At 65.1% G+C, this 22,143-nt stretch carries 20 protein-coding genes; 10 read left to right on the top strand and 10 right to left on the bottom strand.

Annotated features, from left to right (window positions below; genetic code table 11):
• Positions 1 to 90: 90 nt before the first annotated feature.
• Entirely contained in the window at positions 91 to 1,014 is a 924-nt protein-coding gene (locus tag EJ067_RS13475) for a DMT family transporter (protein ID WP_126086145.1), read from the top strand.
• 20 nt (positions 1,015 to 1,034) lie between these two features.
• Here EJ067_RS13475 and EJ067_RS13470 read toward each other — a convergent pair whose 3' ends face one another.
• A complete protein-coding gene (locus EJ067_RS13470; protein WP_126086144.1) occupies positions 1,035 to 1,937 on the bottom strand; it encodes a phosphotransferase family protein in 903 nt (300 codons plus the stop codon).
• Between the two features lie 98 nt (positions 1,938 to 2,035).
• Between EJ067_RS13470 and EJ067_RS13465 the strand changes: the two genes are divergently transcribed.
• On the top strand, positions 2,036 to 2,668 hold the full coding sequence (locus EJ067_RS13465) for a class I SAM-dependent methyltransferase (protein ID WP_126086143.1): 633 nt from the start codon (positions 2,036 to 2,038) through the stop codon (positions 2,666 to 2,668).
• 12 nt (positions 2,669 to 2,680) lie between these two features.
• Here the strand turns inward: EJ067_RS13465 and EJ067_RS13460 are convergent, their stop codons facing one another.
• Positions 2,681 to 5,134 carry an FAD-dependent oxidoreductase gene (locus tag EJ067_RS13460; protein ID WP_126086142.1) on the bottom strand — a complete coding sequence of 818 codons (2,454 nt, stop codon included), beginning with the start codon at positions 5,132 to 5,134 and terminating at the stop codon, positions 2,681 to 2,683.
• Positions 5,131 to 6,027: a phosphotransferase family protein gene (locus EJ067_RS13455; protein ID WP_245468262.1), complete on the bottom strand. Its 897-nt coding sequence runs from the start codon at positions 6,025 to 6,027 to the stop codon at positions 5,131 to 5,133. Before EJ067_RS13455 ends, EJ067_RS13460 begins: the two co-directional genes overlap by 4 nt.
• 400 nt (positions 6,028 to 6,427) lie before the next feature.
• Between EJ067_RS13455 and EJ067_RS13450 the strand changes: the two genes are divergently transcribed.
• The 8 genes from EJ067_RS13450 (at position 6,428) to EJ067_RS13415 (ending at position 14,750) form a co-directional block, all read left to right on the top strand.
• Positions 6,428 to 7,192: a DeoR/GlpR family DNA-binding transcription regulator gene (locus EJ067_RS13450; protein ID WP_126086141.1), complete on the top strand. Its 765-nt coding sequence runs from the start codon at positions 6,428 to 6,430 to the stop codon at positions 7,190 to 7,192.
• A 63-nt stretch (positions 7,193 to 7,255) separates the two neighbouring features.
• Positions 7,256 to 8,167: a LysR substrate-binding domain-containing protein gene (locus tag EJ067_RS13445; protein ID WP_126086140.1), complete on the top strand. Its 912-nt coding sequence runs from the start codon at positions 7,256 to 7,258 to the stop codon at positions 8,165 to 8,167.
• A gap of 283 nt (positions 8,168 to 8,450) precedes the next feature.
• On the top strand, positions 8,451 to 9,605 hold the full coding sequence (locus tag EJ067_RS13440) for an ABC transporter substrate-binding protein (RefSeq protein WP_126089612.1): 1,155 nt from the start codon (positions 8,451 to 8,453) through the stop codon (positions 9,603 to 9,605).
• A gap of 141 nt (positions 9,606 to 9,746) precedes the next feature.
• The gene (locus EJ067_RS13435) at positions 9,747 to 10,745 is read left to right on the top strand and encodes an ABC transporter ATP-binding protein (protein WP_126086139.1); all 999 of its coding nucleotides are present in this window, start codon (positions 9,747 to 9,749) and stop codon (positions 10,743 to 10,745) included.
• A gap of 14 nt (positions 10,746 to 10,759) precedes the next feature.
• The gene (locus EJ067_RS13430; RefSeq protein WP_189510749.1) at positions 10,760 to 11,710 is read left to right on the top strand and encodes an ABC transporter permease; all 951 of its coding nucleotides are present in this window, start codon (positions 10,760 to 10,762) and stop codon (positions 11,708 to 11,710) included.
• On the top strand, positions 11,700 to 12,515 hold the full coding sequence (locus EJ067_RS13425) for an ABC transporter permease (RefSeq protein WP_126086137.1): 816 nt from the start codon (positions 11,700 to 11,702) through the stop codon (positions 12,513 to 12,515). Before EJ067_RS13430 ends, EJ067_RS13425 begins: the two co-directional genes overlap by 11 nt.
• Positions 12,516 to 12,667: 152 nt before the next feature.
• A complete protein-coding gene (locus EJ067_RS13420) occupies positions 12,668 to 14,095 on the top strand; it encodes a gamma-aminobutyraldehyde dehydrogenase (protein WP_126086136.1) in 1,428 nt (475 codons plus the stop codon).
• Positions 14,096 to 14,264: 169 nt separating this feature from the next.
• A complete protein-coding gene (locus EJ067_RS13415) occupies positions 14,265 to 14,750 on the top strand; it encodes an ester cyclase (protein ID WP_126086135.1) in 486 nt (161 codons plus the stop codon).
• Between the two features lie 283 nt (positions 14,751 to 15,033).
• On the opposite strand, the gene EJ067_RS13405 is transcribed toward EJ067_RS13415, so the two are convergent.
• The 7 genes from EJ067_RS13405 to fdhF all read right to left on the bottom strand — a co-directional run bounded on the left by EJ067_RS13405 (position 15,034) and on the right by fdhF (position 22,142).
• Positions 15,034 to 15,348, bottom strand: a complete 315-nt coding sequence (locus EJ067_RS13405) for a hypothetical protein (protein ID WP_126086133.1) — start codon at positions 15,346 to 15,348, stop codon at positions 15,034 to 15,036.
• A gap of 43 nt (positions 15,349 to 15,391) precedes the next feature.
• Positions 15,392 to 15,754, bottom strand: coding sequence for a nuclear transport factor 2 family protein (locus EJ067_RS13400; protein ID WP_126086132.1), 363 nt, complete (start codon positions 15,752 to 15,754; stop codon positions 15,392 to 15,394).
• Between the two features lie 75 nt (positions 15,755 to 15,829).
• Positions 15,830 to 16,303 carry a carboxymuconolactone decarboxylase family protein gene (locus EJ067_RS13395; protein ID WP_126086131.1) on the bottom strand — a complete coding sequence of 158 codons (474 nt, stop codon included), beginning with the start codon at positions 16,301 to 16,303 and terminating at the stop codon, positions 15,830 to 15,832.
• Positions 16,304 to 16,411: 108 nt separating this feature from the next.
• The gene (locus tag EJ067_RS13390; protein WP_126086130.1) at positions 16,412 to 17,965 is read right to left on the bottom strand and encodes an alpha/beta fold hydrolase; all 1,554 of its coding nucleotides are present in this window, start codon (positions 17,963 to 17,965) and stop codon (positions 16,412 to 16,414) included.
• Between the two features lie 126 nt (positions 17,966 to 18,091).
• A complete protein-coding gene (locus tag EJ067_RS13385; RefSeq protein ID WP_126086129.1) occupies positions 18,092 to 18,406 on the bottom strand; it encodes a formate dehydrogenase subunit delta in 315 nt (104 codons plus the stop codon).
• Positions 18,396 to 19,226 carry a formate dehydrogenase accessory sulfurtransferase FdhD gene (gene fdhD, locus EJ067_RS13380; protein WP_126086128.1) on the bottom strand — a complete coding sequence of 277 codons (831 nt, stop codon included), beginning with the start codon at positions 19,224 to 19,226 and terminating at the stop codon, positions 18,396 to 18,398. Before fdhD ends, EJ067_RS13385 begins: the two co-directional genes overlap by 11 nt.
• 3 nt (positions 19,227 to 19,229) lie before the next feature.
• Positions 19,230 to 22,142: a formate dehydrogenase subunit alpha gene (gene fdhF, locus EJ067_RS13375; protein ID WP_126086127.1), complete on the bottom strand. Its 2,913-nt coding sequence runs from the start codon at positions 22,140 to 22,142 to the stop codon at positions 19,230 to 19,232.
• Position 22,143: the final 1 nt, after the last annotated feature.

The following is a 22,143-nucleotide window of genomic DNA, read 5'->3' as shown; positions in this document are numbered from 1 at the left end:
TTGCGTTAGAGCCAGCCGATTTCCGCCGCTGGTCTTACCGATTTCCCGGATTTCGCTCGTCAAACCGGCGGCTTGGAGCTAGGGAGCCGCATGACTCAGACCATCGCCCGCAATTTCACGATCAGGAACGTCCTGCTCGCCGGCATCCTCTTGATGCTGGCCGGCGACTTCATGTTCGCGCTGAACGACGCCATGGGCAAATGGCTGGTCGCCTCCTTCTCGGTCGGCCAGGTCGTGCTGATCCGTTCCATCGGCGCCTTCTTCGTGCTCGGGCCGATGATCGCCAACCAGGGCACGGGCAAGCTGTTCCAGATGGAAAGGCCGCTGCTGCAGCTCCTGCGCGTCGTGGCGACGACGCTCGACACCGGGCTCTTCTACGCCGCGGTTGTCTATCTGCCGCTCGCCGATGTGATGAGCTTCTACATGGCCGGGCCGATCTATGTCGCCGCGCTCTCGCACCTGCTGCTTGGCGAAAAGGTCGGCTGGCGGCGCTGGCTGGCGATCCTGGTCGGCTTCTGCGGCGTGCTGATCATCCTGAAGCCCTCGTCGGCGGCGTTCTCGCTGTCGTCGACCTATGCCCTGATCGGCAGCATCGCCTTCGGCTTCGCCATCATCCTCGGCCGTCGTTTGCGTGGAACGAGCGACACGACGCTTGTCACCTGGCAGACCATCGGCACGCTGATCGTCGGCGGCGCGCTGACCATCGGCGCCTGGCACACGCCGACCGCGCTCGATTTCGGCGCCATGCTTTTGCTCGGCGTCGTCTCCTGCGCCGCCCACCTGATGATCACCAGGGCACTGAAGCTGGCGCCGGCCTCGACGCTGGCGCCGCTGCATTACAGCCTGCTTCTGTGGGCCATCGTCTTCGGCCTGGTTTTCTTCGGCGATATGCCGAGCCCGCGCATCCTCGCCGGTTCGGCGATCGTCGTGCTCGCCGGCATCTTCATCTTCCACCGCCAGAAGGTGGTCGAGACCGTCGTGCCGCCGGAGAACGTCCCGAAGGGCGTGAACTGAACCTCAGGATTCCCTGGCGCTCAGCCGGCCCGCACGGCTGCAAGGTGGCGTGAAAACTCGGCGGTCTCCATCAGCGCCCTGCAGCGGGCGAAGCGCCCGTCGGCATAGGCGCGGAAATCGTCGACCGGGTTGTCGTTGGCGAGCTGGATCAGCCCCCAGAGCGTCCAGAGCAGGTCGCACATGGCCTTGTAGATGACGACGCGGCCGCGTTCGGCCGGCCTTGCCTCGCCGCCGAAATAGGCGCGCATCAGCGCCTCGTCCTGGGCGGCGTCGAACCTGCCTTCGACGGAGAGGTCGCCAAGGTCCCACAGCGGATCGTTCATGCCGGAATATTCCCAGTCGACGATCCACATCCGCTCGCCGGTATCGAGAAAATTCTCGCAGAGCGGATCGCAATGGCAGGCGGCAAGCTGGATCGGATGGGCGGCGAGTGCTTCGCGCACCACTGCGGCCTCGCGCACCACGTCGTGATAGCCGGCAGGCAGCGCGACGTCCTTCGTCGACAGGACCTTCAGATAGTCGTCGATCATCGCGAACAGCTCGAAACGGAACGGAAAGACCGCGCCGGACGAATGCAGCTTGCGGAAGGCCTCGCCGGCGCGTGCCGGGCTGCCCTCGCGGGTTTTGAACTTCTCCGGCGACATCGTCTCGGCGCCAACGACGAAGCGCGTCGCCATGATGCCGGTTGCGGCATCGACATGCAGCACCTCGGGGCTGACGCCGGCCTTGGCCGCCTCGCGCGCCGCAATCGCCTCGTTGGCCCGGTTGATGTATTCCTCGGTGCCCTTGCCCGGAATGCGCAGGCAGATATCTCCGGCCCTGTAGACACGGTTGGTGAGGCCGCCAAGCCGCTCCAGCGGACCCTCGTACCCGGCAAGCGCCGGAATGGCGGCCAGCGCCGCGCGCGCCTCGTCCATCGTCATCCCCCTTTACCATCACGCCATGTTTAATGGCCGAACGGTTCCACAGTTTTTGCCGCTTGGCTACCATGGGCGAACGCGAATCGGCGGCGGGAGCGGCAATGACGGACGGCAAGCACAACAGCGCGCTCGGTGCGGCGTACGCGGCGACGCGGCCTGACGAAGTGGCCGCCATCTATGACGACTGGGCGGAGACCTATGACGCAGACATGTCCGCGGCTGGCTATCGCCATCCGACGATCTGCCTGGCGCTGCTCGCCCGCCATCTGCCGCGCGGTGCCGAACCTGTGCTCGATGCCGGCGCCGGGACGGGGCTGATCGGCGAATGGCTGGCCATCACCGGTTACCCACAAGTCGAGGCGCTCGACATCTCGCAAGGCATGCTGGACAAGGCGGCGGCGAAGGGCGTCTACACCGCCCTGCATCGCCTTGCGCTCGGCGGTGATTTGCCCTTCGCCGACGGCGCCTATGCCGGCATCGTCTCGGCCGGCGTCTTCACCTCGGGCCATGTCGGGATCGAAGGCCTGGACGAGTTGATCCGCATCTGCCGCCCTGGCGGCATCATCGTGCTGACGGTCAAGAACACGCTCTGGCAGGCCGGCTTCGCCGAGCGGATCGCCGACCTGGAGAAACGGGGCGTCGTAGCCCGCGTCGAGGAGACTCGTCCGTACGCCTCGATGCCCGGCGAGGCCGATACCGTGCCGAGCAGGGGGCTGGTGCTGCGCGTCGGCTGAGGACTCCCTGGCTCAGGCCTTTATCTTCTCTCCCGCCGGATCGTACATCGGCTCGAGATGGATCTTTGCTGGCGTGCGTTCCATCGCCACCACCAGCTCATAGTCTCCTGAAGCCAGGAAATCGTCGCGAACCCCATCGGCGTTGCGGACATAGCCATAGCCGATGTTCTTCTCCAGCGTGTAGCCATAGCCGCCGCTGGTGAGATAGCCAACCGGTTCGCCGTTGCGCAGGATCGTCTCGCGCCCGAGCAGGACGACCTCCGGATCATCGACGGTGAAGCCGGCAAAGCGTTTGGTCGGCGGCAGGCCGGCCACTTTCTCCAGCGCCCGCCGCCCGACGAAATCGGTGTTCTTCCTGAGCTTCACCGCCCAGCCGAGACCCGCTTCCGGCGGCGTGTCGTTCGGCGTGACGTCCGAGCCCCAGGCGCGGTAGCCTTTTTCCAGCCTGAGCGATTCCAGCGCACGATAGCCGACCGGGCGGATGCCGTGCGTCTTGCCCGCCGCCATCAGCGCGTCGAAGATCTCGCCCGTGGCGGCGATCGGCACGTGAAGTTCCCAGCCAAGCTCGCCGACATAGGTCACCCGCAGCGCCCGCCCTATGTGGCCGGCAATCGCGATCTCGCGCGCATGGCCGAAGGGGAAGGCGGTATTGGAAACATCGGCATCCGTCACCGTCGCCAGCACGTCGCGGGCGCGCGGCCCCATCAGCGACAGCGTGCCGAAATCCTCGGTGACATCTTTCAGCCTGGCGTCGAGACCCTCGCCGATATGGTCACCGATCCACGACAGATCATGCGTGCGGAAGCCGGTGCCGGTGACGATATAGAACCGCTCCTCGCCGAGTCGCGCCACCGTGAGATCCGCCTCGATGCCGCCGCGCGTGTTGAGAAGCTGCGTGTAGGTCAGCCGCCCGACCGGCTTGTCGATGTCGTTGGCGCAGATCCAGTCGAGCGCCTTCAGCGAGTCGGCCCCGGTCATCTCGAATTTGGCGAAGGAGGACTGGTCGAATATGCCGACCCTCTCGCGCACATGGCGGTGCTCGTCGCCGACGGGTCCGAACCAGTTCTGCCGGTCCATCGAATAGATGTCGTTGGGCTCGACGCTATCGGGCGCGAACCAGTTCGGCCGCTCCCAGCCAAGCTTGGAGCCGAACACGGCGCGGTGCGCCTTCAGCCGCTGATAGAGCGGCGAGACGATGCGCGGCCGGCCCGAGAGATACTCCTCATGCGGGAAGCCGATCGTGTAGTGCTTGCCATAGGCTTCGAGCGTGCGGTCGCGCACCCAGTCGCGGTCGCGGTGCAGGCCGGAAAAGCGGCGGATGTCGACCACCCACAGGTCGAGCGGCGCCTCGCCGTCGACCGCCCATTGCGCCAGCACCCAGCCGGCGCCGCCGCCGGACGCGATACCGAAGGCGTTGAAGCCGGCGCCGACGAACATGTTGGCGCATTCCGGTGCTGCGCCGAGGATGAAATTGCCGTCCGGCGTGAAGCTCTCCGGCCCGTTGATCATCTGCTTGACGCCGGCGTTGGCCAGCGCCGGAACGCGCTCGATCGCCTGAGCCATATGCTGCTCGAAGTGATCGTAATCGTCGTCGAACAGGCGGAACTCCCATTCGTCGGGAACGTCGCCGCCCGGGAGATCGGTCGCCCAGGCCTGCGGGTTCGGCTCGTAGCCGCCCATCACCAGCCCGCCGACCTCCTCCTTGAAATAGGTGCGGCGGTCGGGATCGCGGATCGTCGGCGCGTCGTTGGCGAGCCCCTCTATCTTCTCGGTGACGATGTATTGGTGCTTGACCGGCTGCAGCGGCACGTTGATGCCGGCCATTGCGCCGACCTGCCTTGCCCATTGCCCGGCGCAGTTCACCACCTTGTCGCAGGCGATGTCGCCCTTCTCGGTCTTCACCGCGGTGATGCGACCGTCTTTCATCGTAAAGCTGGTGACGCGCACGCCCTCGTAGAGCTTCGCGCCGTGCATGCGCGCGCCCTTGGCGAGCGACTGCGTGATGTCGGAGGGGCTCGCCTGGCCATCGGTCGGCAGCCAGCAGGCACCGACGAGGTCGCCGGTTTCCATCAGCGGCCACATGCGCTTCACCTCGGCCGGCGACAGAAGCTGCATGTCCATGCCGAAGCTCTTGGCGGTGGTCGCCAGCCGCTTGAACTCGGTCCAGCGGTCGGTGTTCGTCGCCAGCCGCAAACAGCCGGTCATCTTCCAGCCGGTCGCAAGCCCGGTTTCGGCTTCGAGCCCCTTGTAGAGCTCGACCGAATATTTGAGCACGCGGGTAATCGAGGCCGACGAGCGCAACTGCCCGACCAGCCCGGCCGCGTGCCAGGTCGAGCCCGAGGTCAGCTTGCCCTGTTCGAGCAGCACCACGTCGGCCTTGTGGTCGCGCGCCAGATGATAGGCTGTCGAACAGCCGATGATGCCGCCGCCGATGACGACGATGCCGGCATGGCTGGGCAAGGTCATGGCTTCGCCCCGTATTTCGTCCGGTAGTTTTCCAACGCCGCGTCGAGCCGCACGAGGTTCTCCTCGGTATAGGCAACGTAGTCGATGCCGGGCGCGTCGAGATAGAGTTCGGAGACCATGCTCCACATCGCCTCGCGCAGCAGCGAGGCGCATTGCATGGCGGCATGCGACCGCCGGATCTCGCCATCCGGCTCCTTCATGAAATAAGCGGTAAGGAAAGCGAAGGACTCCTCGTCGCTCATGCCGGCATTGGAGGCGGCGCCGGCGAGGTCGAACATGGCTGTATTGAAGCCTGCGTATTCGAAATCGATAAGCCACAGCCTTTTGCCGTCGTCGAGGATATTAGCCGGCAAAAGATCGTTGTGGCCGAACACGATCGGCAAAAGCTTCTGCGCCCGTTCGAGCTCGTCCGCCAGCGCAAGATAGCGCGGCAGTTCGTCCTTCTTGCGGCTGCCGCCTTCGTCCAGCGTGCGGGCATAGTCGCGGATGACGTGGAACACCCAGAACATGAAGCCCGCGCCGGAGACATGGTTCGGCATCTCGCGATGGAAGCCGCGCAGCAGCGCCGCCACGCGTCCGAGATCGGCGCGCACATCCGCGGCGAGGAACGTCCTGGCGCCGAGGAATTCCGTCACCAGAATTCCGGGCTCGGCATAATGCACGGCAGGCGCGAAGCCGGCCGCATGTGCCGCCCGCGCCGTCATCACCTCGCGCTCGCGAAAGACATGATGGAACGGAAAGTCCTGGCCGAAGCGCACGACATGTCGTCCGGCGGCGTCCGTGACGACATAATTGGCGTTGCTCAAGCCCCCCGGCAGCGGCTCGATCTCGATGCTGCTGGTCCAGCACGGCAGGGCGCGGATGCGGTCTTCGGCGATTGCGGGGGCGCTCACGGGTTCGTTCCTGCTTCAGCCGGCTTTCGACAACGCGCCGGTTTCCGACAAAGCGGTAAGAGAGAACAAAAGAGCCTCGTCGGTGCGAGACGCTGGGATCGATATCCCGCACTGCACCGACGAGCCCCTTGGCCAGGTTTAGGATCCCGGCATCCGCCCCCGCGGATTTGAAAAAAGCGCGTGCCAGGCACGTTCCAGAAGGTCTGGTCGGTCGATTGCGGCTCTGCCATCACCCTCCCGTGGCAGCTCCGAGCCTGTCACTGGATCAGTCTCACGCCAGCGTGATCTTGCTGTCAATAAAAAGCTGTGACCTTTTTTGGGTGTTTTGCCCGAAAGCATAAGCAATTCCTTTAAAAGCGTTAGGAATGCCTTAGAATCGGTCAAAATCGCGGACATCCACATGATCCACTCGAAACGGCATGGCGAGATCCTGCGGCTCCTCAACGAGGAGGGCACCGTCACCATTGCCAGCTTGGCCGAGCGCCTGGGCGTGTCGCTGGAGACGGTACGGCGCGACGTCCGGCCGCTCACCGACGAGGGATCGATCCTGAAGATGCACGGCGCCGTCAGCCTGCCCTCGATGGCGGGAGAAGCGCCGTTCGAACGCCGCATGCGCGAGAATGCCGAGGCAAAGCGCCTGATTGCCCGAATGGTCGCGGCCACCATCCGCGACGGCGAGTCGATCATGCTCGACACCGGCACCACCACTTCCTTCCTGGCGCGCGAGCTGCTCGGCCATCGCCGGCTGACGGTGGTCACCAATTCGTCCGACATCGCCCGCACGCTGGCGACAGTCAACGGCAACAAGGTCTACATGGCCGGCGGCGAGCTGCGCAGCGATTCAGGCGCTGCCTTCGGCGCCACCGCGATCGAGTTCGTCAGTCGCTTCTCGGTCAGCCACGCCGTGATCTCCATCGGCGCGGTCGACGCCGTCGCCGGCCTGACCGACTACGAACTGGAGGAGGCCGAATTCGCCCGCATGGTGCTGTCGCGCGGCCAGCGCTCGCTGGTCATCACCGACCACACCAAATTCGGCCGGCAGGGGCTGGTTCAGGTCTGCGGCTTCGACGGCTTTTCCGAGCTGGCCACCGACCAGCCGCCGCCGCGCGACATCGCCGCCGCGCTCAGCCAGGCCGGAGCGCGGCTCAGCATCGCCGCGGCCTGAGCGAGATCTGAAGGCGGCCGGCCGGCACTTCCCTCCGCCATCATCCCGGTGTTTAGTCCGGCCATGGCCTTCACCATCCGCCAACTCCAGTTCTTCGTCGCCGTCGCCGAGCAGGGCACCGTCTCCGGCGCCGCGCAGAACCTTTCGATCTCCCAATCTTCGGTCACCGAGGCGATCAAGGAGCTCGAGAGCGATCTCGGCGTCGAACTGTTCGAGCGTCATCCGCGCGGCCTCAACATCACCCACAAGGGCCACCAGTTCCTGCGCCACGCGACAAAGATCCTGGCCGATGTCTCCGACGCGCGCCGCGCCTTCCTCGGCGACCAGCTGACGGCGGGCGGGCGGCTGCAGCTCGGCGTCACCTCGCTGGTTGCCGGCTATGTGCTCTCCGACCTGCTGGCGCGCTACCGCCGCGCCTATCCAAGCGTCGAGGTCTCGGCCATCGAGGACAATGGCGACTATCTCGAGCACCTCCTGGTCGGCGGCAAGCTCGACATCGCCGTCATGGTCACCTCGAACTTGCGCGATCGCACCGCGCTGCAGTCCGAAATCCTCGAAGTCTCGGCCTATCGGCTCTGGCTGCCGCTCAGCCACAAGCTCGCCAGCGCCGACATCATCTCGATCGGCGATATCGCGTCCGAGCCGCTGATCATGCTCACTGTCGACGAGATCGAGGAGAACACCGGCAAGCTCTTGTCGGCGATCGGCGCGAGACCGCATGTCGCCTTCCGCACCCGGTCGGTCGAGGCTGTGCGCAGCCTCGTCGCCACGGGGGCCGGCGTCGCGCTGCTGCCCGATCTCGTCTACCGCCCCTGGTCGCTGGAAGGCGACCGCATCGAATCCCGCGATATCTCCGGCTCGCTTCCGGTGGTCCAGGTCGGCATGGTCTGGCGGCGTGGTTCCGGCCTGCCGCAGGCCGCGCGCGACTTCATCGGTCTCGCGCAGTCGCAGCGCATGGTACGCCAGCGGCTCTGATCTGAGCAATTACAGGAAAAGTGTGAAACGGTTAGGTTCGGCGACTTCGACGTAGCCTTCCGCCGGGAATGGCGCTAAACAAAGTATCGGAAAAACCGATATCGGCTTTCTGATAAATGAATTTGCGAAACCGGATTTTTCACAGCACCTTTCGCCCAGGGAACAAAGCCGCTCGGGAGCGCGGCTGTCGGGGCGCTGAGAGCTCTGGCGTTCAGGTTTGCGCATGATTCTTCCCAAAAACCGGACTGGTTTCGGGGTCACGCGCCAAAATGGGAGATCGATGATGAATGCATTCCTGAAGTCATGCACGGCGTTGACGGTTGCGCTGACCTTCTCGGGTCAGGCGATCGCGCAGGTCAAGGAGCTCGGCAAGGGCGAGGGCGAGCTCAACATCGTCGCTTGGCCGGGCTATATCGAACGCGGCGAGACCGACAAGAACTATGACTGGGTGAGCGCCTTCGAGAAGGAGACCGGCTGCAAGGTCAACGTCAAGACCGCCAACACCTCGGACGAGATGGTCTCGCTGATGAACGAAGGCGGGTTCGACCTGGTGACGGCTTCGGGTGATGCATCGCTGCGCCTCGTCGCCGGCAAGCGCGTGCAGCCGATCAACACCGACCTCATCAAGAGCTGGAAGACGGTCGACGACCGCCTGAAGGACGCGCCATGGTTCACCGTCGACAAGGTGCATTACGGCGTGCCCTACCAATGGGGCCCGAACATCCTGATGTACAACACCGATGTCTTCAAGGAAGCGCCGAAGAGCTGGAACGTCGTCTTCGAGGAGATGAAGCTGCCCGACGGCAAGTCGAACAAGGGCCGCGTCCAGGCCTATGACGGGCCGATCCATATCGCGGATGCCGCCAACTACCTGATGTTCCACAAGCCGGAGCTCGGCATCAAGGACCCCTACGAGCTCAACGAAGACCAGTACAAGGCGGCGCTCGAACTGCTGCGCACCCAGCGCACGCTGGTCGGCCGTTACTGGCATGACGCCGCCATCCAGGTCGACGACTTCCAGAACGAAGGCGTCGTCGCCTCCGGCTCGTGGCCCTATCAGGTGAACACGCTGGTCGCGGCCAAGAAGCCGGTAGCCTCGACCGTTCCGGAAGAAGGCGTCACCGGCTGGGCCGACACCACCATGATGGAGGCCGACGCCGCCCATCCGAACTGCGCCTATATGTGGCTGGAACACTCGCTCTCGCCCAAGGTCCAGGGCGACGTCTCGTCCTGGTTCGGCTCGCTGCCGGTCGTGCCGGCCGCCTGCAAGAGTAATGAATTGCTCGGCGACGAGGGCTGCAAGACCAACGGCTACGACAATTTCGAGAAGATCAAGTTCTGGAAGACGCCGGTGTCGAAATGCGCCAGCCAGAACGACCAGTGTGTGCCTTACTACCGCTGGGTGTCGGACTACATCGGCGTCATCGGCGGGCGGTGAGTTTCTAACCCTCCCTCATGCGGGAGGGTCGACACACAGCGTCGGGGTGGGGGGTACCCCCACCCGCGGCTTCCCCGCAAGGGGAGGCAGGGCGTCGTGCGAACCCGCCTTCGCTGACCCGGTAACTGACTGACAGGGCTCATGACCTCCGCCGTTTCCTTCAAACAAGTCTCGCGCCATTTCGGCAGCGTGCGCGCCGTCGACGCGGTCGATCTCGAGATCGCGCCGGGCGAGTTCTTCGCCATGCTCGGCCCGTCCGGCTCCGGCAAGACGACCTGTCTCAGGCTGATCGCCGGCTTCGAGCAGCCAACGGCGGGCTCGATCTCGATCTTCGGCGAGCGCGCCGAGGGCGTCCCGCCCTATCGCCGCAACGTCAACACCGTGTTCCAGGACTACGCGCTCTTCCCGCATTTGAACGTGCTCGACAACGTTGCCTACGGCCTGATGGTCAAGGGCGTCGGCAAGGCCGAACGGCTGAAGGCGGCGGAAGAGGCGCTGTCGCTGGTGCGGCTGCCGGGCTACGGCGCCCGCCGCCCCGGTCAGCTTTCCGGCGGCCAGCGCCAACGCGTCGCGCTGGCCCGCGCGCTGGTCAACCAGCCCAAGGTGCTGCTGCTCGACGAGCCGCTCGGCGCGCTCGACCTCAAGCTGCGCGAGAACATGCAGGAAGAATTGAAGTCGCTGCAGAAGGTGCTCGGCATCACTTTCGTCTTCGTCACCCACGACCAGGGCGAGGCGCTGTCGATGGCCGACCGCGTCGCCGTCTTCAACGACGGCAGGATCATGCAGGTCGGCACGCCGGAGGACATCTACCAGCGGCCGAGGACGCGTTTCGTCGCCGACTTCGTGGGCTCCTCCAACGTGCTGCCGCCGGACTTCGTCCAGCGCTACTCCGGCCAGCACCGCTGGGGGAGTCTCAGGCCTGAATCCATCCGCGTCTCCATCGCGACGAGCGGCGATGGCGTCACCGCGCGTCTGGTCGGGACCAACTATCTCGGCGCCACGACCAGGCTGGCGCTCGATGCGGACGGGCTGAGGCTCCACGCCATGGTGCCGGCGGGGACGGCGCTCCCCGCCGAGGGCGAGGCCGTCATGCTCACCTTCAACCGCGAGCACCTGCACCTGATGGACGAGACGGCATGAGCCTCGACGCCGCCATGCCGCGCGCCACGGCCCCCGCCATCCTCCCGGGCAGCGGCGGCATGCGCGGCGCGTTTTCCGACCTCTTCTGGCGCCGGCCGAAACTTCTTTTGCTGCTGATGCTGCTGCCGCCGGTGCTGTGGCTCGGCATCGTCTATATCGGCTCGCTCTTCGCGCTGCTTTTGCAGAGCTTCTTTTCGATCGACGAGTTTTCCGGCCTCATCAACCGCGAGTTCACGCTGAAGACCTACGGCGACCTGTTGCAGGCCGCCAATCTCGACATCATCCTGCGCACGGTGACGATGGCGGCGCTCGTGACGCTCGCCTCCGCGGTCATCGCCTTCCCCATCGCGTATTATGCAGCGCGCTATGCGCGCGGCCGCTGGAAGGCGCTGTTCTATCTCGGCGTGATGCTGCCGCTGTGGTCGAGCTACCTGGTCAAGGTCTATGCCTGGAAGCTGATCCTCGCCAAGGAGGGCATCCTCACGTGGCTGTTTGGCAAGCTCAACCTGCTTTGGCTTCTCGACGGCTGGCTGTCACTGCCGATCGTCGGCGGCAACTCGCTGTCGGTGTCCTTCACCGGCACCTTCATCGTCTTCGTCTATGTCTGGCTGCCTTTCATGATCCTGCCTGTGCAGGCGGCGCTCGAGCGCGTGCCCGGCAATCTGGTCGAGGCCTCGTCCGATCTCGGCGCCTCGCCCGGCCAGACTTTCCGCAACGTGCTGTTCCCATTGGCGCTGCCCGGCATCGTCGCCGGCTCGATCTTCACCTTCTCGCTGACGCTGGGCGACTACATCATCCCGCAGATCATCGGCACCTCGCGGCTCTTCATCGGCCAGGCCGTCTATTCCCAGCAGGGCACCGCCGGCAACATCCCTCTAGCCGCCGCCTTCACCGTGGTGCCCATCGTCATCATGGGTTTCTATCTCTGGGGCGCCAAGCGCATGGGGGCTTTCGATGCGCTCTGATCGCGGCCAGTCCGCTCCGCTCGGCCTGAAGGTCGCTGCCGCAGGCGGCCTGCTCTTCCTGCACCTGCCGATCCTCTTGATCTTCGTCTACGCCTTCACGACGGAAGAGAAGAGCTTCGTCTGGCCGCCGCCGGAGCTGACCACGCAATGGTTCGCCGTCACCTGGAACCGGCCGGATGTGTGGGAGGCGCTGTCGCTGTCGATCCGCGTCGCCGCCATCTCGACGGCGATCGCGCTGGTGCTCGGCACGCTCTGCGCCGCTGCCGTCTCGCGGACGCGCTTCTTCGGCCGGGAGACCATCTCGCTTCTGGTCATCCTGCCGATCGCGCTGCCAGGCATCATCACCGGTATCGCGCTGCGCTCCGCCTTCGCGCTCGCCGACATCCCATTCTCGTTCTGGACGATCGTGCTCGGCCACGCCACCTTCTGCGTGGTCGTCGTCTACAACAACGCCGTCGCCCGCTTCCGCCGCACCTCGGGCTCGATGATCGAGGCCTCGATGGACCTCGGCGCCGACGGTTTTCAGACGTTTAGGCATGTCGTGCTGCCCAACATCGCAACCGCGCTGCTTGCCGGCGGCATGCTGGCCTTCGCGTTGTCCTTCGACGAGGTCATCGTCACCACCTTTACCGCCGGCCAGCAGCAGACCGTGCCGATCTGGATGCTGGAAGAACTGATCCGCCCGCGCCAGCGTCCGGTCACCAATGTCGTTGCCATGGTGGTCGTGCTGGTGACGCTGCTGCCGATCCTCTTTGCCTACTACCTGACCCGCGACGGCGACCAGATCGCGGGGAGTGGAAAATGAGAATAGTGAATAGTGAATAGTGAATAGTGAATAGTGAATAGTGAATAGTGAGAAACCTTCGGTGGAGCCTAGAAGTCGATCGCTAATTACTACTCACTAATGACTATTCACCATTCACCATTCCATTCACTTCTCTCTAAGGAGAAACCCACATGGACACCCAGATGCTGATTGGCTCGACCTTCCAGAAGGGCACCGAAACCGAGGAGCCGATCCTCAATCCGAAGACCGGGGCGACCATCCTCAACTTGGCCGAAGCGAACCCGGCGCAGATCGATGCCGCCGTCGCGGCGGCCGAGAAGGCTTTCGCCAGCTGGTCGCGCACGACGCCTGCGCAGCGCTCGGGCTATCTCCTGAAGATCGCCGATCGCATCGAGGCCGAAGCCAAGGAATTCGCGGCGCTCGAGGCGCTGAACTGCGGCAAGCCGATCAATGCCGTGCTCAATGACGAGATCCCGGCGATCGTCGACTGCTATCGCTTTTTTGCCGGCGCGGTGCGATCGATGCCCGGCCAGGTGGCGGGTGAATATCTGCCCGGCCACACCTCGATGGTCCGGCGCGATCCGATCGGCATCGTCGCTTCCATCGCGCCCTGGAACTATCCGCTGATGATGATGGCCTGGAAGCTGGCGCCGGCCATCGGCGGCGGCAATACGGTCGTCTTCAAGCCGTCCGAGCAGACGCCGCTGACGACACTGAAGCTGGCGAAGGTTCTCGCCGAAATCCTGCCCGAGGGCGTCGTCAATGTCGTGCTCGGCCGCGGCGACAGCGTCGGCAACACGCTGATCAACCACCCCAAGGTCAACATGATCTCGATCACCGGCGACGTTGCCACCGGCAAGAAGGTGCTGCAGGCGGCCGCGAAGTCGGTCAAGCGCACGCATCTCGAGCTCGGCGGCAAGGCGCCGGTCGTCGTCTTCGACGACGCCGATCTCGGCGCCGTGGTGGGCGGCCTGCGCGCCTTCGGCTATTACAATGCCGGCCAGGACTGCACCGCCGCCTGCCGCATCTATGCCGGCAGGAAGATCTACGACAAGCTCGTCGCCGATCTTTCCTCGGCGGTCTCGACCATCAAGTACAATTTGCCCGACGACACCCAGAACGAGATCGGGCCGCTGATCTCGCGCCGCCAGCGCGATCGCGTGTCGAGCTTCGTCGAGCGCGCTTCGGAATTGAAGCACATCGAGATCACCACCGGCGGCAAGCCGGGCGACGGCTCCGGCTTCTACTACCAGCCGACGGTCGTCGCCGGCGCGCTGCAGGAAGACGAGATCGTGCGCCGCGAGGTCTTCGGCCCGGTCGTCTCGGTGACCCGCTTCTCGGAGGTCGACGAAGCGGTGAACTGGGCGAACGACAGCGACTATGGCCTCGCCTCGTCGGTGTGGACCAAGGACATCTCGCGCGCCATGGCGACGGCCGCCCGCCTGCAATATGGCTGCACCTGGATCAACACCCACTTCATGCTGACCAACGAGATGCCGCATGGCGGGCTGAAACAGTCCGGCTACGGCAAGGATATGTCGCTCTACGCGCTGGAAGACTACACCGCCGTCCGCCATGTGATGGTGGCGCACGGCTAGGCGCCTTCTGCCTCTCCCCTTGTGGGAGAGGTCGGATTGCCCCGATTTGCTCTTCGCAAATCGGTTGGCAATCCGGGTGAGGGGTAAGCTTGGCGCCAAGCTGGAACACCCCTCATCCGACCGAGCTTGCCTCCGGAGGCAAGCATTTCAACCAGGGAGGAAAACAACAATGCAGCGCCGCCAGTTTCTGATATCCGCAGCCATCGCCGCCACGCTTTTCGCCGTGGCGCCGTCCTTCGCCGGCGACACCGCGCAGTCGGTGGTCGAGGCCTATGTCGCGGCCTGGAATGCGCATGACTCGGCCAAGGCCGCCGGTTACTTCGCCGACGACGTCACCTATTACGACGCTTCCGTCGGCAAGCCGGTGGCGGGCAAGGATGCCGCCAAGACCGGCGTCATCGACAACTTCCTCAAGGCCGTTCCCGATGCGGTCTGGACGATGAAGGGCAAACCGTTGGTCGACGGCGACCGGATTTCGTTTGAATGGGAGTTCTCCGGCACCAACACCGGCGCCTGGGGAGACGGCACGGCGGCGACCGGCAAGAAATTCTCCTTCACCGGCGCCTCGATGTTCCAGGTCAAGGACGGCAAGATCGCGACCCAGAGCGACTATTACGACGCGCTCGGCTTCTACAAGCAGCTTGGCCTGATGTAGGGCGCAACTAAACTCCCTTCTCCCCCTGTGGGAGAAGGTGGATTGTCGCGAAGCGACAAGACGGATGAGGCGTGTTCCAGCTAGAGCAATTCCAGGAAAAGTGTCTACCGGTTTTCCGTCCGGAATTGCGTAAAAACAAATACTTAGAGCGGTTCGGCGATTCTATGAATCGCTGAAACGCTCTTGGCGCCAAGTTACCCCTCACCCGGATTGCCAACCGATTTGCGAAGAGCAAATCGGGACAATCCGACCTCTCCCACAAGGGGAGAGGTAGGCCACGCCACTACTCGACGATGCGGTAGATATTCCAGAGGCTGGTTCCCGACACGACATAGGGCTCCAGCTCTTTGCCCCATTTGGCATGCGCGTCGATCTTGGCGATCTTGGCGAAGAATTCCTCCAGCTGGGCCAGGCTTTCGACCTGATGGTGGGCCTCGATCGTCGCTTCGCGCGCGCCGACAGAACCGGTCATGAGTTGGAACTTCAGGTCGGCGAGCCCGACCTGCGAGCCGATCTCGCGCTCCCATTTCCGCATCAGCTCGATCGCGGTCTGCTTGTGACCGAACCTGGCGTCGATCTGCCATCTTGCGCTGAACATCTTGGTTCTCCTCCCTGTTTTGCAGACAAAGTCCGTTCTTGATCTACTCGTCCCAGGCCTGCACGACCGTCTGCCGTGAGATGCGGCCGTTCTTCAGCTCCAGCATCGCCGCGCAGAAAACCTTCGTGCCGTCCGGATAGGCGCAGGCCTGCGTGAAGGCGAGGCTGTCGCCCTCGGCGATGGTGGTGTCGACCTTGTGGGTCATCGCCCGGCTGCAGATGTCGTCCCAGAAGGTGCTGATAGCCGCGCGGCCGCGGATTTCGCGCGGCTTGCTCGGCGGATTGTTGCGGTCGATCACCCGCACAAGCGCATCGTCATTGTAGAAGCTCGACAGCAGCCTGCCGTCGCGGCCCTCGATCGCCTTCTTGATCGCGGCGCCGTCTACGACTTGTGTCTTGGTCAGCATTTTGATCTCCATATGCCCGTTCGACCGGGCGTTCGATTGAGGCGCTGCCCGGCGCAATGCCGGGCAGCTCGCGCTTCACTGCGACTTCGCCTTGACGGCGGCGAACAGGTCGTCGGTCTGCTTCTTGAAGGTGGCGAGGTCGACCTGGCTGCCGTTGAGCATCGTCGACCAGTGGCGCACGATCGCCGCCATCGCCACGGCCTCCTTGATCTCTTCGTCGCTGGCGCCGTTGGCCTTGGCCGCCAGCGTGTGGAAATAGATGCAGTACTGGCAGGGGATCTGCGAGGCGACCGCAAGGCCCATCAGCTCCTTGGTCTTGCCGTCGAGGGCGGTCTTGGGATTGAGCTGGACGCCCTTGATCTCGGCCCAGGCGCCGGCAACGGCGACGTCCGGCAGCGTCTTGAACATGTCGGGCACCGAGCCGAGAGTCGCCTGGATGTCCTTGTAGGCGGCGGTGGCCGAAGCGTCTTCGGCCCGTGCCGACGTGATGGCCAGCAATGCGCCGGCGGCAAATGCCAGCAATCCGATCCTGCCTTTCAGTTTCAGCATTTCATCCTCCATTCGCAGTGCCGTCTCGGCGACATCGCCCGGCCTGCATGGGAAGAATTCGTACCGCTTCCAGCGCTCGAGGCGCTTCGCTCGAAAGCGCCATGGCTCTCATGGCCCTTCCGGGCCAGCCTGCCTGGCCGAAAAGGCCGCCGCCGCCGCCCGCGACGGCAGGTCGAGCTTGAGCAATATGTTGGCGACGTGCCGCTTGACTGTGTGCTCGCTGAGTTTCAGCTCGGCGGCGATCGCCGCATTGCTCATGCCGTCCGCGATCAGGCTCACCACCTCGCTTTCCCGCGCCGTCAAGGCCGCCGGCTCCATTGCCCTGGGTTTGGGGCGGCAGGCCGGTTCCAGATGCTGTTCCGATGTTGCCTGGACGACCGGCAGCGGCTCGCCCAGCTCGTCGAGGCTGATGCGGCCGGCATCGACGAAACGCAGGCCGGAACCTGTCGCAAGCTCGGCGACCAGCCGCGAAGCGAGGATGTCGCCCCGTCCGGCATGGGTGGCGAGCTGCATCGTCACCCGCGCTGTCAGGCCGACCGGCTGGCCGCGCATTTCGATCTCGCCGACATGCACGCCTTGCGCGCTCGCGACGCCGATCTGCTGCGCCGCATCGCGCAGCGCCGCCGCGCAGCGTATGGCCCGCGCTGGCCCGTCGAAGCGCGAGACCATCAGCTCGCCATGCATGCCGGCGACACGCCCGCCATGGCGGCCGACCAGCAGCCGCCATGTTTCCTGGAAGCGCTGGCTGCGCTCGCTCCACATGCGGTCGCCGAGCTTGGCGGTGTCGTAGATGCGCGTCACCAGCAGCGCCGCGAGCACCCGCTCCGTGTCGGCCACCGCCGGCTGGCCGGTGAGGAACTCCTCGATCAGGTCGGCCACCCGGTCGACGTCCCCGGTCCAGATCGGATGGTCGCGTCCAGGCATCTCGACCAGCCGCGCGCCATGGATCTTCCTGGCAAGGAAGCGGCTGGCCTCTGGGTCGACGCGCACGTCGTTGCGGCGATGAATGAGCAGCGTCGGTGCGGCGATTGTGGAGAGAATGCCGCGTACGTCGATCCCGGCATTCATGCGCGCAAGCGAAGCCGCGGCGGTCGGGCTCGCCGACAGCCGTTCGAACCGTCCCCACCACTGCGAAAAATGCGTGTCGTCCACCCGGCCCGGCGCGAAATTGGGCAAGGTCGCTCCGGTTCCCCACGAGGTTTCCACCGTTGCGATGAAGGCTTCCAGACGCTCCGGTGGCATCACCCATTTGTGGAAATGCGCATAGCCGCCATAGAGCACGAGTGACCGCGTCCGCACCGGATAGGTGGCGGCGAACAGCATCGCCATGGGCGCGCCTTCCGAAGCGCCGAGGATCGCCGCGCGGCCGCTGCCGGCGGCGTCCATCACCGCGCGCACGTCGTCCATGCGGGTCTCGAGGCTCGGCAGGTGACGGGGGTCGACGCGGTCGGAAAGCCCGGTGCCGCGCTTGTCGAACAGGATCAGCCGCGAGAAGGCCGAGAGCCGTTTCAAGAGGCGGCTGTAGCCTTCGTCTTCCCATTGCAGGTCGAGGTTGGAAATGAAGCCCGGCACGAAGACGAGATCGAACGAACCCTGACCGACCACCTGGTAGGCGATCCGCACATCCCCGCTACGGGCGTATCTGGTCTCGATCGGCCTCACGCAAGCTACCCCGCCCGGCCAGACGACTTCCTGTCGTCGACCATAGCAGAACGGTGCCGCTCACGGCAGCCAAACTTTGGAGAGAGCTGAAGTGTAAGACCTTCGGCGCCGATGGCGCTTCCCGCGCTATTTGTGCGGAACGGCGCCCTCGGCCTCAGCCGGCCTTGCGTAGCCGAGGCTCTTGTCGGCCTGTTCGGCCGTCAGCGGCCGCCTGATCCTGACCGAAGCAGCGACGACCAGGTCGTCGAAATCCTCCGGGTCGCCGTCCAGCATTTCGAACAACTGCCGCCGCATCCTGGGCTCCCAGAACTTGTTGATGTGCTCGGCGACGCCGGTAATGCCTTCCTCGCGCGGCTTCGAATGGAAGAAGGTGGCGATCTGGTTGGCCATGCGCACCAGCTTTTCCCTGGTGCTGGTGATGTGGTCTTCGTCATGCGACATGCTTGGCAACTCCGCAAGCCACCCGTTCGGGGTGGGTGAAAATATCGAAATCGTCGCCGCGCACCAGCGCCACCAGCGTCATGCCGGCGGCCTCTGCCGTTCGGATCGCCAGCGCTGTCGGCGCCGAGACGGCCATGATGATCGCAGCACCTATGGCGGCGGTCTTCTGCACCATCTCTACCGACACGCGCGAGGTCACCACGACCGCGCCGCTAGCGCCGTCGATGCCGGCTTTCGCCAGCGCGCCGGCCAGCTTGTCGAGCGCATTGTGGCGGCCGACATCCTCGCGCGCCATGACGATGCCTTTGCCGGGCATGTAGAAGCCGGCCGCATGCACTGCGCCTGTCTCCGTATGCAGCGGCTGCAGCTTCGACAGCAGCTTGACCGAGCGGGTGACGTCCTCGGCGTCGAGCGTAAGCTTCGACGAACCCACCGCGTCGACCGAGCGCATCGCTTCCTCGATGGATTCGATGCCGCACAAGCCGCACCCGACCGGTCCGGCCAGCCTCCGCCGCCGCGCCTGGAAGCGCGTGTTGGCCTTGTCCTTCAGCCTTATCTGGATGTCGATGCCGGCGCCGAGATCCTCGACCTCGATCGCCTCGATCTCTGCCGGATCGGCAACGATGCCTTCGGTCAGCGAGAAGCCGAGCGCGAAATCCTCGAAATCGGCGGGGCTCGCCATCATCACCGCATGCGTGGTGCCGGCATAGGAGAACGCCACCGGCGTCTCCTCCGGCACCATGCGGTTCGCGGCCGCGGTGCCGCCAACGCGGCGCGCCAGCCGCGAGATCTGCGTCGTGGCTTTGCGGCGCGCGCCCAAGTCCTACTCCGCCGCCTGCAGCGGAGCGATGCGGCGGCTCTGCTTGGCCTGCTCGTTATAGTCTTTCTGCCAGTCGGTCGGGCCGTTGGACGGCGCCACCTGCACGGCGGTGACCTTGTATTCCGGACAGTTGGTCGCCCAGTCCGAGAAGTCGGTGGTGATCACGTTGGCCTGCGTGTCCGGGTGGTGGAAGGTCGTGTAGACGACGCCCGGCGAGACGCGGTCGGTGATCAGCGCGCGCAGCGTGGTTTCGCCGGAGCGACTTGCCAGCCGCACCCAGTCGCCCTCGCGGATGCCGCGGTTCTCGGCGTCGTGCGGATGGATCTCCAGCCGGTCCTCGGCATGCCAGGTCACATTCTCGGTGCGCCTGGTCTGCGCGCCGACATTGTACTGCGACAGAATCCGGCCGGTGGTGAGCAGCAGCGGGTAGCGCGGACCGGTCCGCTCGTCCGTCGCCACATATTCGGTGCGGATGAACTTGCCCTTGCCGCGCACGAAGCCGTCGACATGCATGATCGGCGTGCCGAGCGGCGCCTTCTCGTTGCACGGCCACTGCACCGAGCCGACGCGGTCTAGCAGATCGAAGGAAACGCCGGCGAAGCTCGGCGTCGTCTTGGCGATCTCGTCCATGATCTCAGACGGATGCGTGTAGTTCCAGTCGAGCCCGATGGCGCGGGCAAGCTCCTGCGTCGCCTCCCAGTCGGCGTAGCGCGCCTTCGGCTCCAGCACCTTGCGCACCATGTTGATGCGGCGCTCGGCATTGGTGAAGGTGCCGTCCTTCTCGAGGAAGGTCGAACCCGGCAGGAAGACATGCGCGTAGTTCGCCGTCTCGTTGAGGAAGAGGTCGTGCACGACGACGCATTCCATCGCGGCGAGGCCGGCCGCGACATGCTTGGTGTCGGGGTCGGACTGCAGGATGTCCTCGCCCTGGATGTAGATGCCCTTGAACGAGCCGTCGACGGCGGCATCGAGCATGTTGGGAATGCGCAGGCCCGGTTCTTCGTCCAGCTTCACGCCCCACAGGCTCTCATAGATGTCGCGCACGGCCTCGCCCGAGATGTGGCGATAGCCGGGCAACTCATGCGGGAAGGAGCCCATGTCGCACGAGCCCTGCACGTTGTTCTGGCCGCGCAGCGGATTCACGCCGACGCCCGGACGGCCGATATTGCCGGTGGCCATGGCGAGGTTGGCGATCGCCATCACCGTGGTCGAGCCCTGGCTGTGCTCGGTGACGCCGAGGCCATAATAGATCGCGCCATTGCCGCCCTTGGCGTAGAGGCGCGCGGCGCCCCGGATGAGCTCGGGATCGACGCCGGACAGCTTGCCGACGGTCTCCGGGCTGTTCTCCGGCAGGGCGACGAACGATGCCCAGTCCTGGAATTCGGCCCAGTCGCAGCGCTCGCGGATGAAGGCTTCGTCGAACAGGCCCTCGGTGACGATGACATGCGCCAGCGCCGTCAGCACCGCCACGTTGGTGCCGGGCTTAAGCGGCAGGTGATAGTCCGCTTCGACATGCGCCGATTTCACCATCTCGGTGCGGCGCGGATCGAGCACGATCAGCTTGGCGCCCTCGCGCAGCCGCTTCTTCAGCCGCGAGGCGAACACCGGGTGGGCGGACGCCGGATTGGCGCCGATGATGACGGCGACATCGGTGAACTCGACCGAATCGAAATCCTGCGTGCCGGCCGAGGTGCCGTAGGTCTGGCCAAGGCCGTAGCCGGTCGGCGAATGGCAGACGCGCGCGCAAGTGTCGACATTGTTGTTTCGGAAGCCCTGGCGCACCAGCTTCTGGACCAGATAGGTCTCCTCGTTCGTGCAGCGCGAGGAGGTGATGCCGCCGATCGAGCCGCGTCCATACTGATACTGGATGCGGCGGAATTCCTTGGCGGTATAGGCGATCGCCTCTTCCCAGCTCACTTCGCGCCACGGATCGGAGATCTTCTCGCGGATCATCGGCGACAGGATGCGGTCCTTGTGGGTGGCGTAGCCGTAGGCGAAACGGCCCTTGACGCAGCTGTGGCCGTGGTTCGCCTTGCCGTCCTTGTACGGCATCATGCGGATCACCTCGTCGCCCTTCACCTCCGCCTTGAACGAGCAGCCGACGCCGCAATAGGCGCAGGTGGTGACGGCCGAGCGCTCCGGCATGCCCTTCTCGAGCACCGTCTTCTCGCGCAACGCGTCGGTCGGGCAGGCCTGCACGCAGGCGCCGCAGGAGACGCATTCCGAAGCGATGAAATCCTCGTGCATGCCGGCGACCATGCGCGATTCGAAGCCGCGGCCCTCGATGGTCAGCGCGAAGGTGCCCTGCACCTCTTCGCAGGCGCGCACGCAGCGCGAGCAGACGATGCACTGCGCCGGGTCGTAGGTGAAATAGGGGTTGGAGTCGTCGCGGGCGATGTAGTCGACCGCCAGTGAGCCATGGCCGGGCGCGACGCCGTTCTCTTCCTTGACGTGGTTGCGGCCTTCGACGCCGTAGCGGTTTTCGGTCAGCCCGACCGACTTCGCCACCGCGTCGAACTCGCTGGCGCCGGTTCCGGCCTTCTCTTTCCACCCGGTCGGATGGTCGGAAACGTAGAGTTCCATGACGCCGCGGCGGATGGCGTCGAGCCGGTCGGACTGCGTGCGAACCACCATGCCTTCGCCGACCGGCGTCGTGCAGGACGCCGGCGTGCCGCCGCGTCCCTCGATCTCGACCAGGCAGACGCGGCACGAGCCGAACGAATCCAGCATGTCGGTGGCGCAGAGCTTCGGAATCTCGACCCCGCCTTCCATCGCCGCGCGCATGATCGAGGTGCCTTCCGGCACGGTGACGCTTTGCCCGTCGACGGTCAGCGTGACCTGCTTCGTCGCTTTCGACTCCGGCGTGCCGTAGTCGATCTCCTCGATGAGTGTCGGGAAGTCGGCCTTGATGTTCATC

Origin of the sequence: Mesorhizobium sp. M1D.F.Ca.ET.043.01.1.1 (assembly GCF_003952385.1) — a bacterium.
Taxonomy (GTDB): Bacteria; Pseudomonadota; Alphaproteobacteria; order Rhizobiales; family Rhizobiaceae; genus Mesorhizobium.
This window is presented reverse-complemented; position numbering and strand designations above follow the sequence as displayed.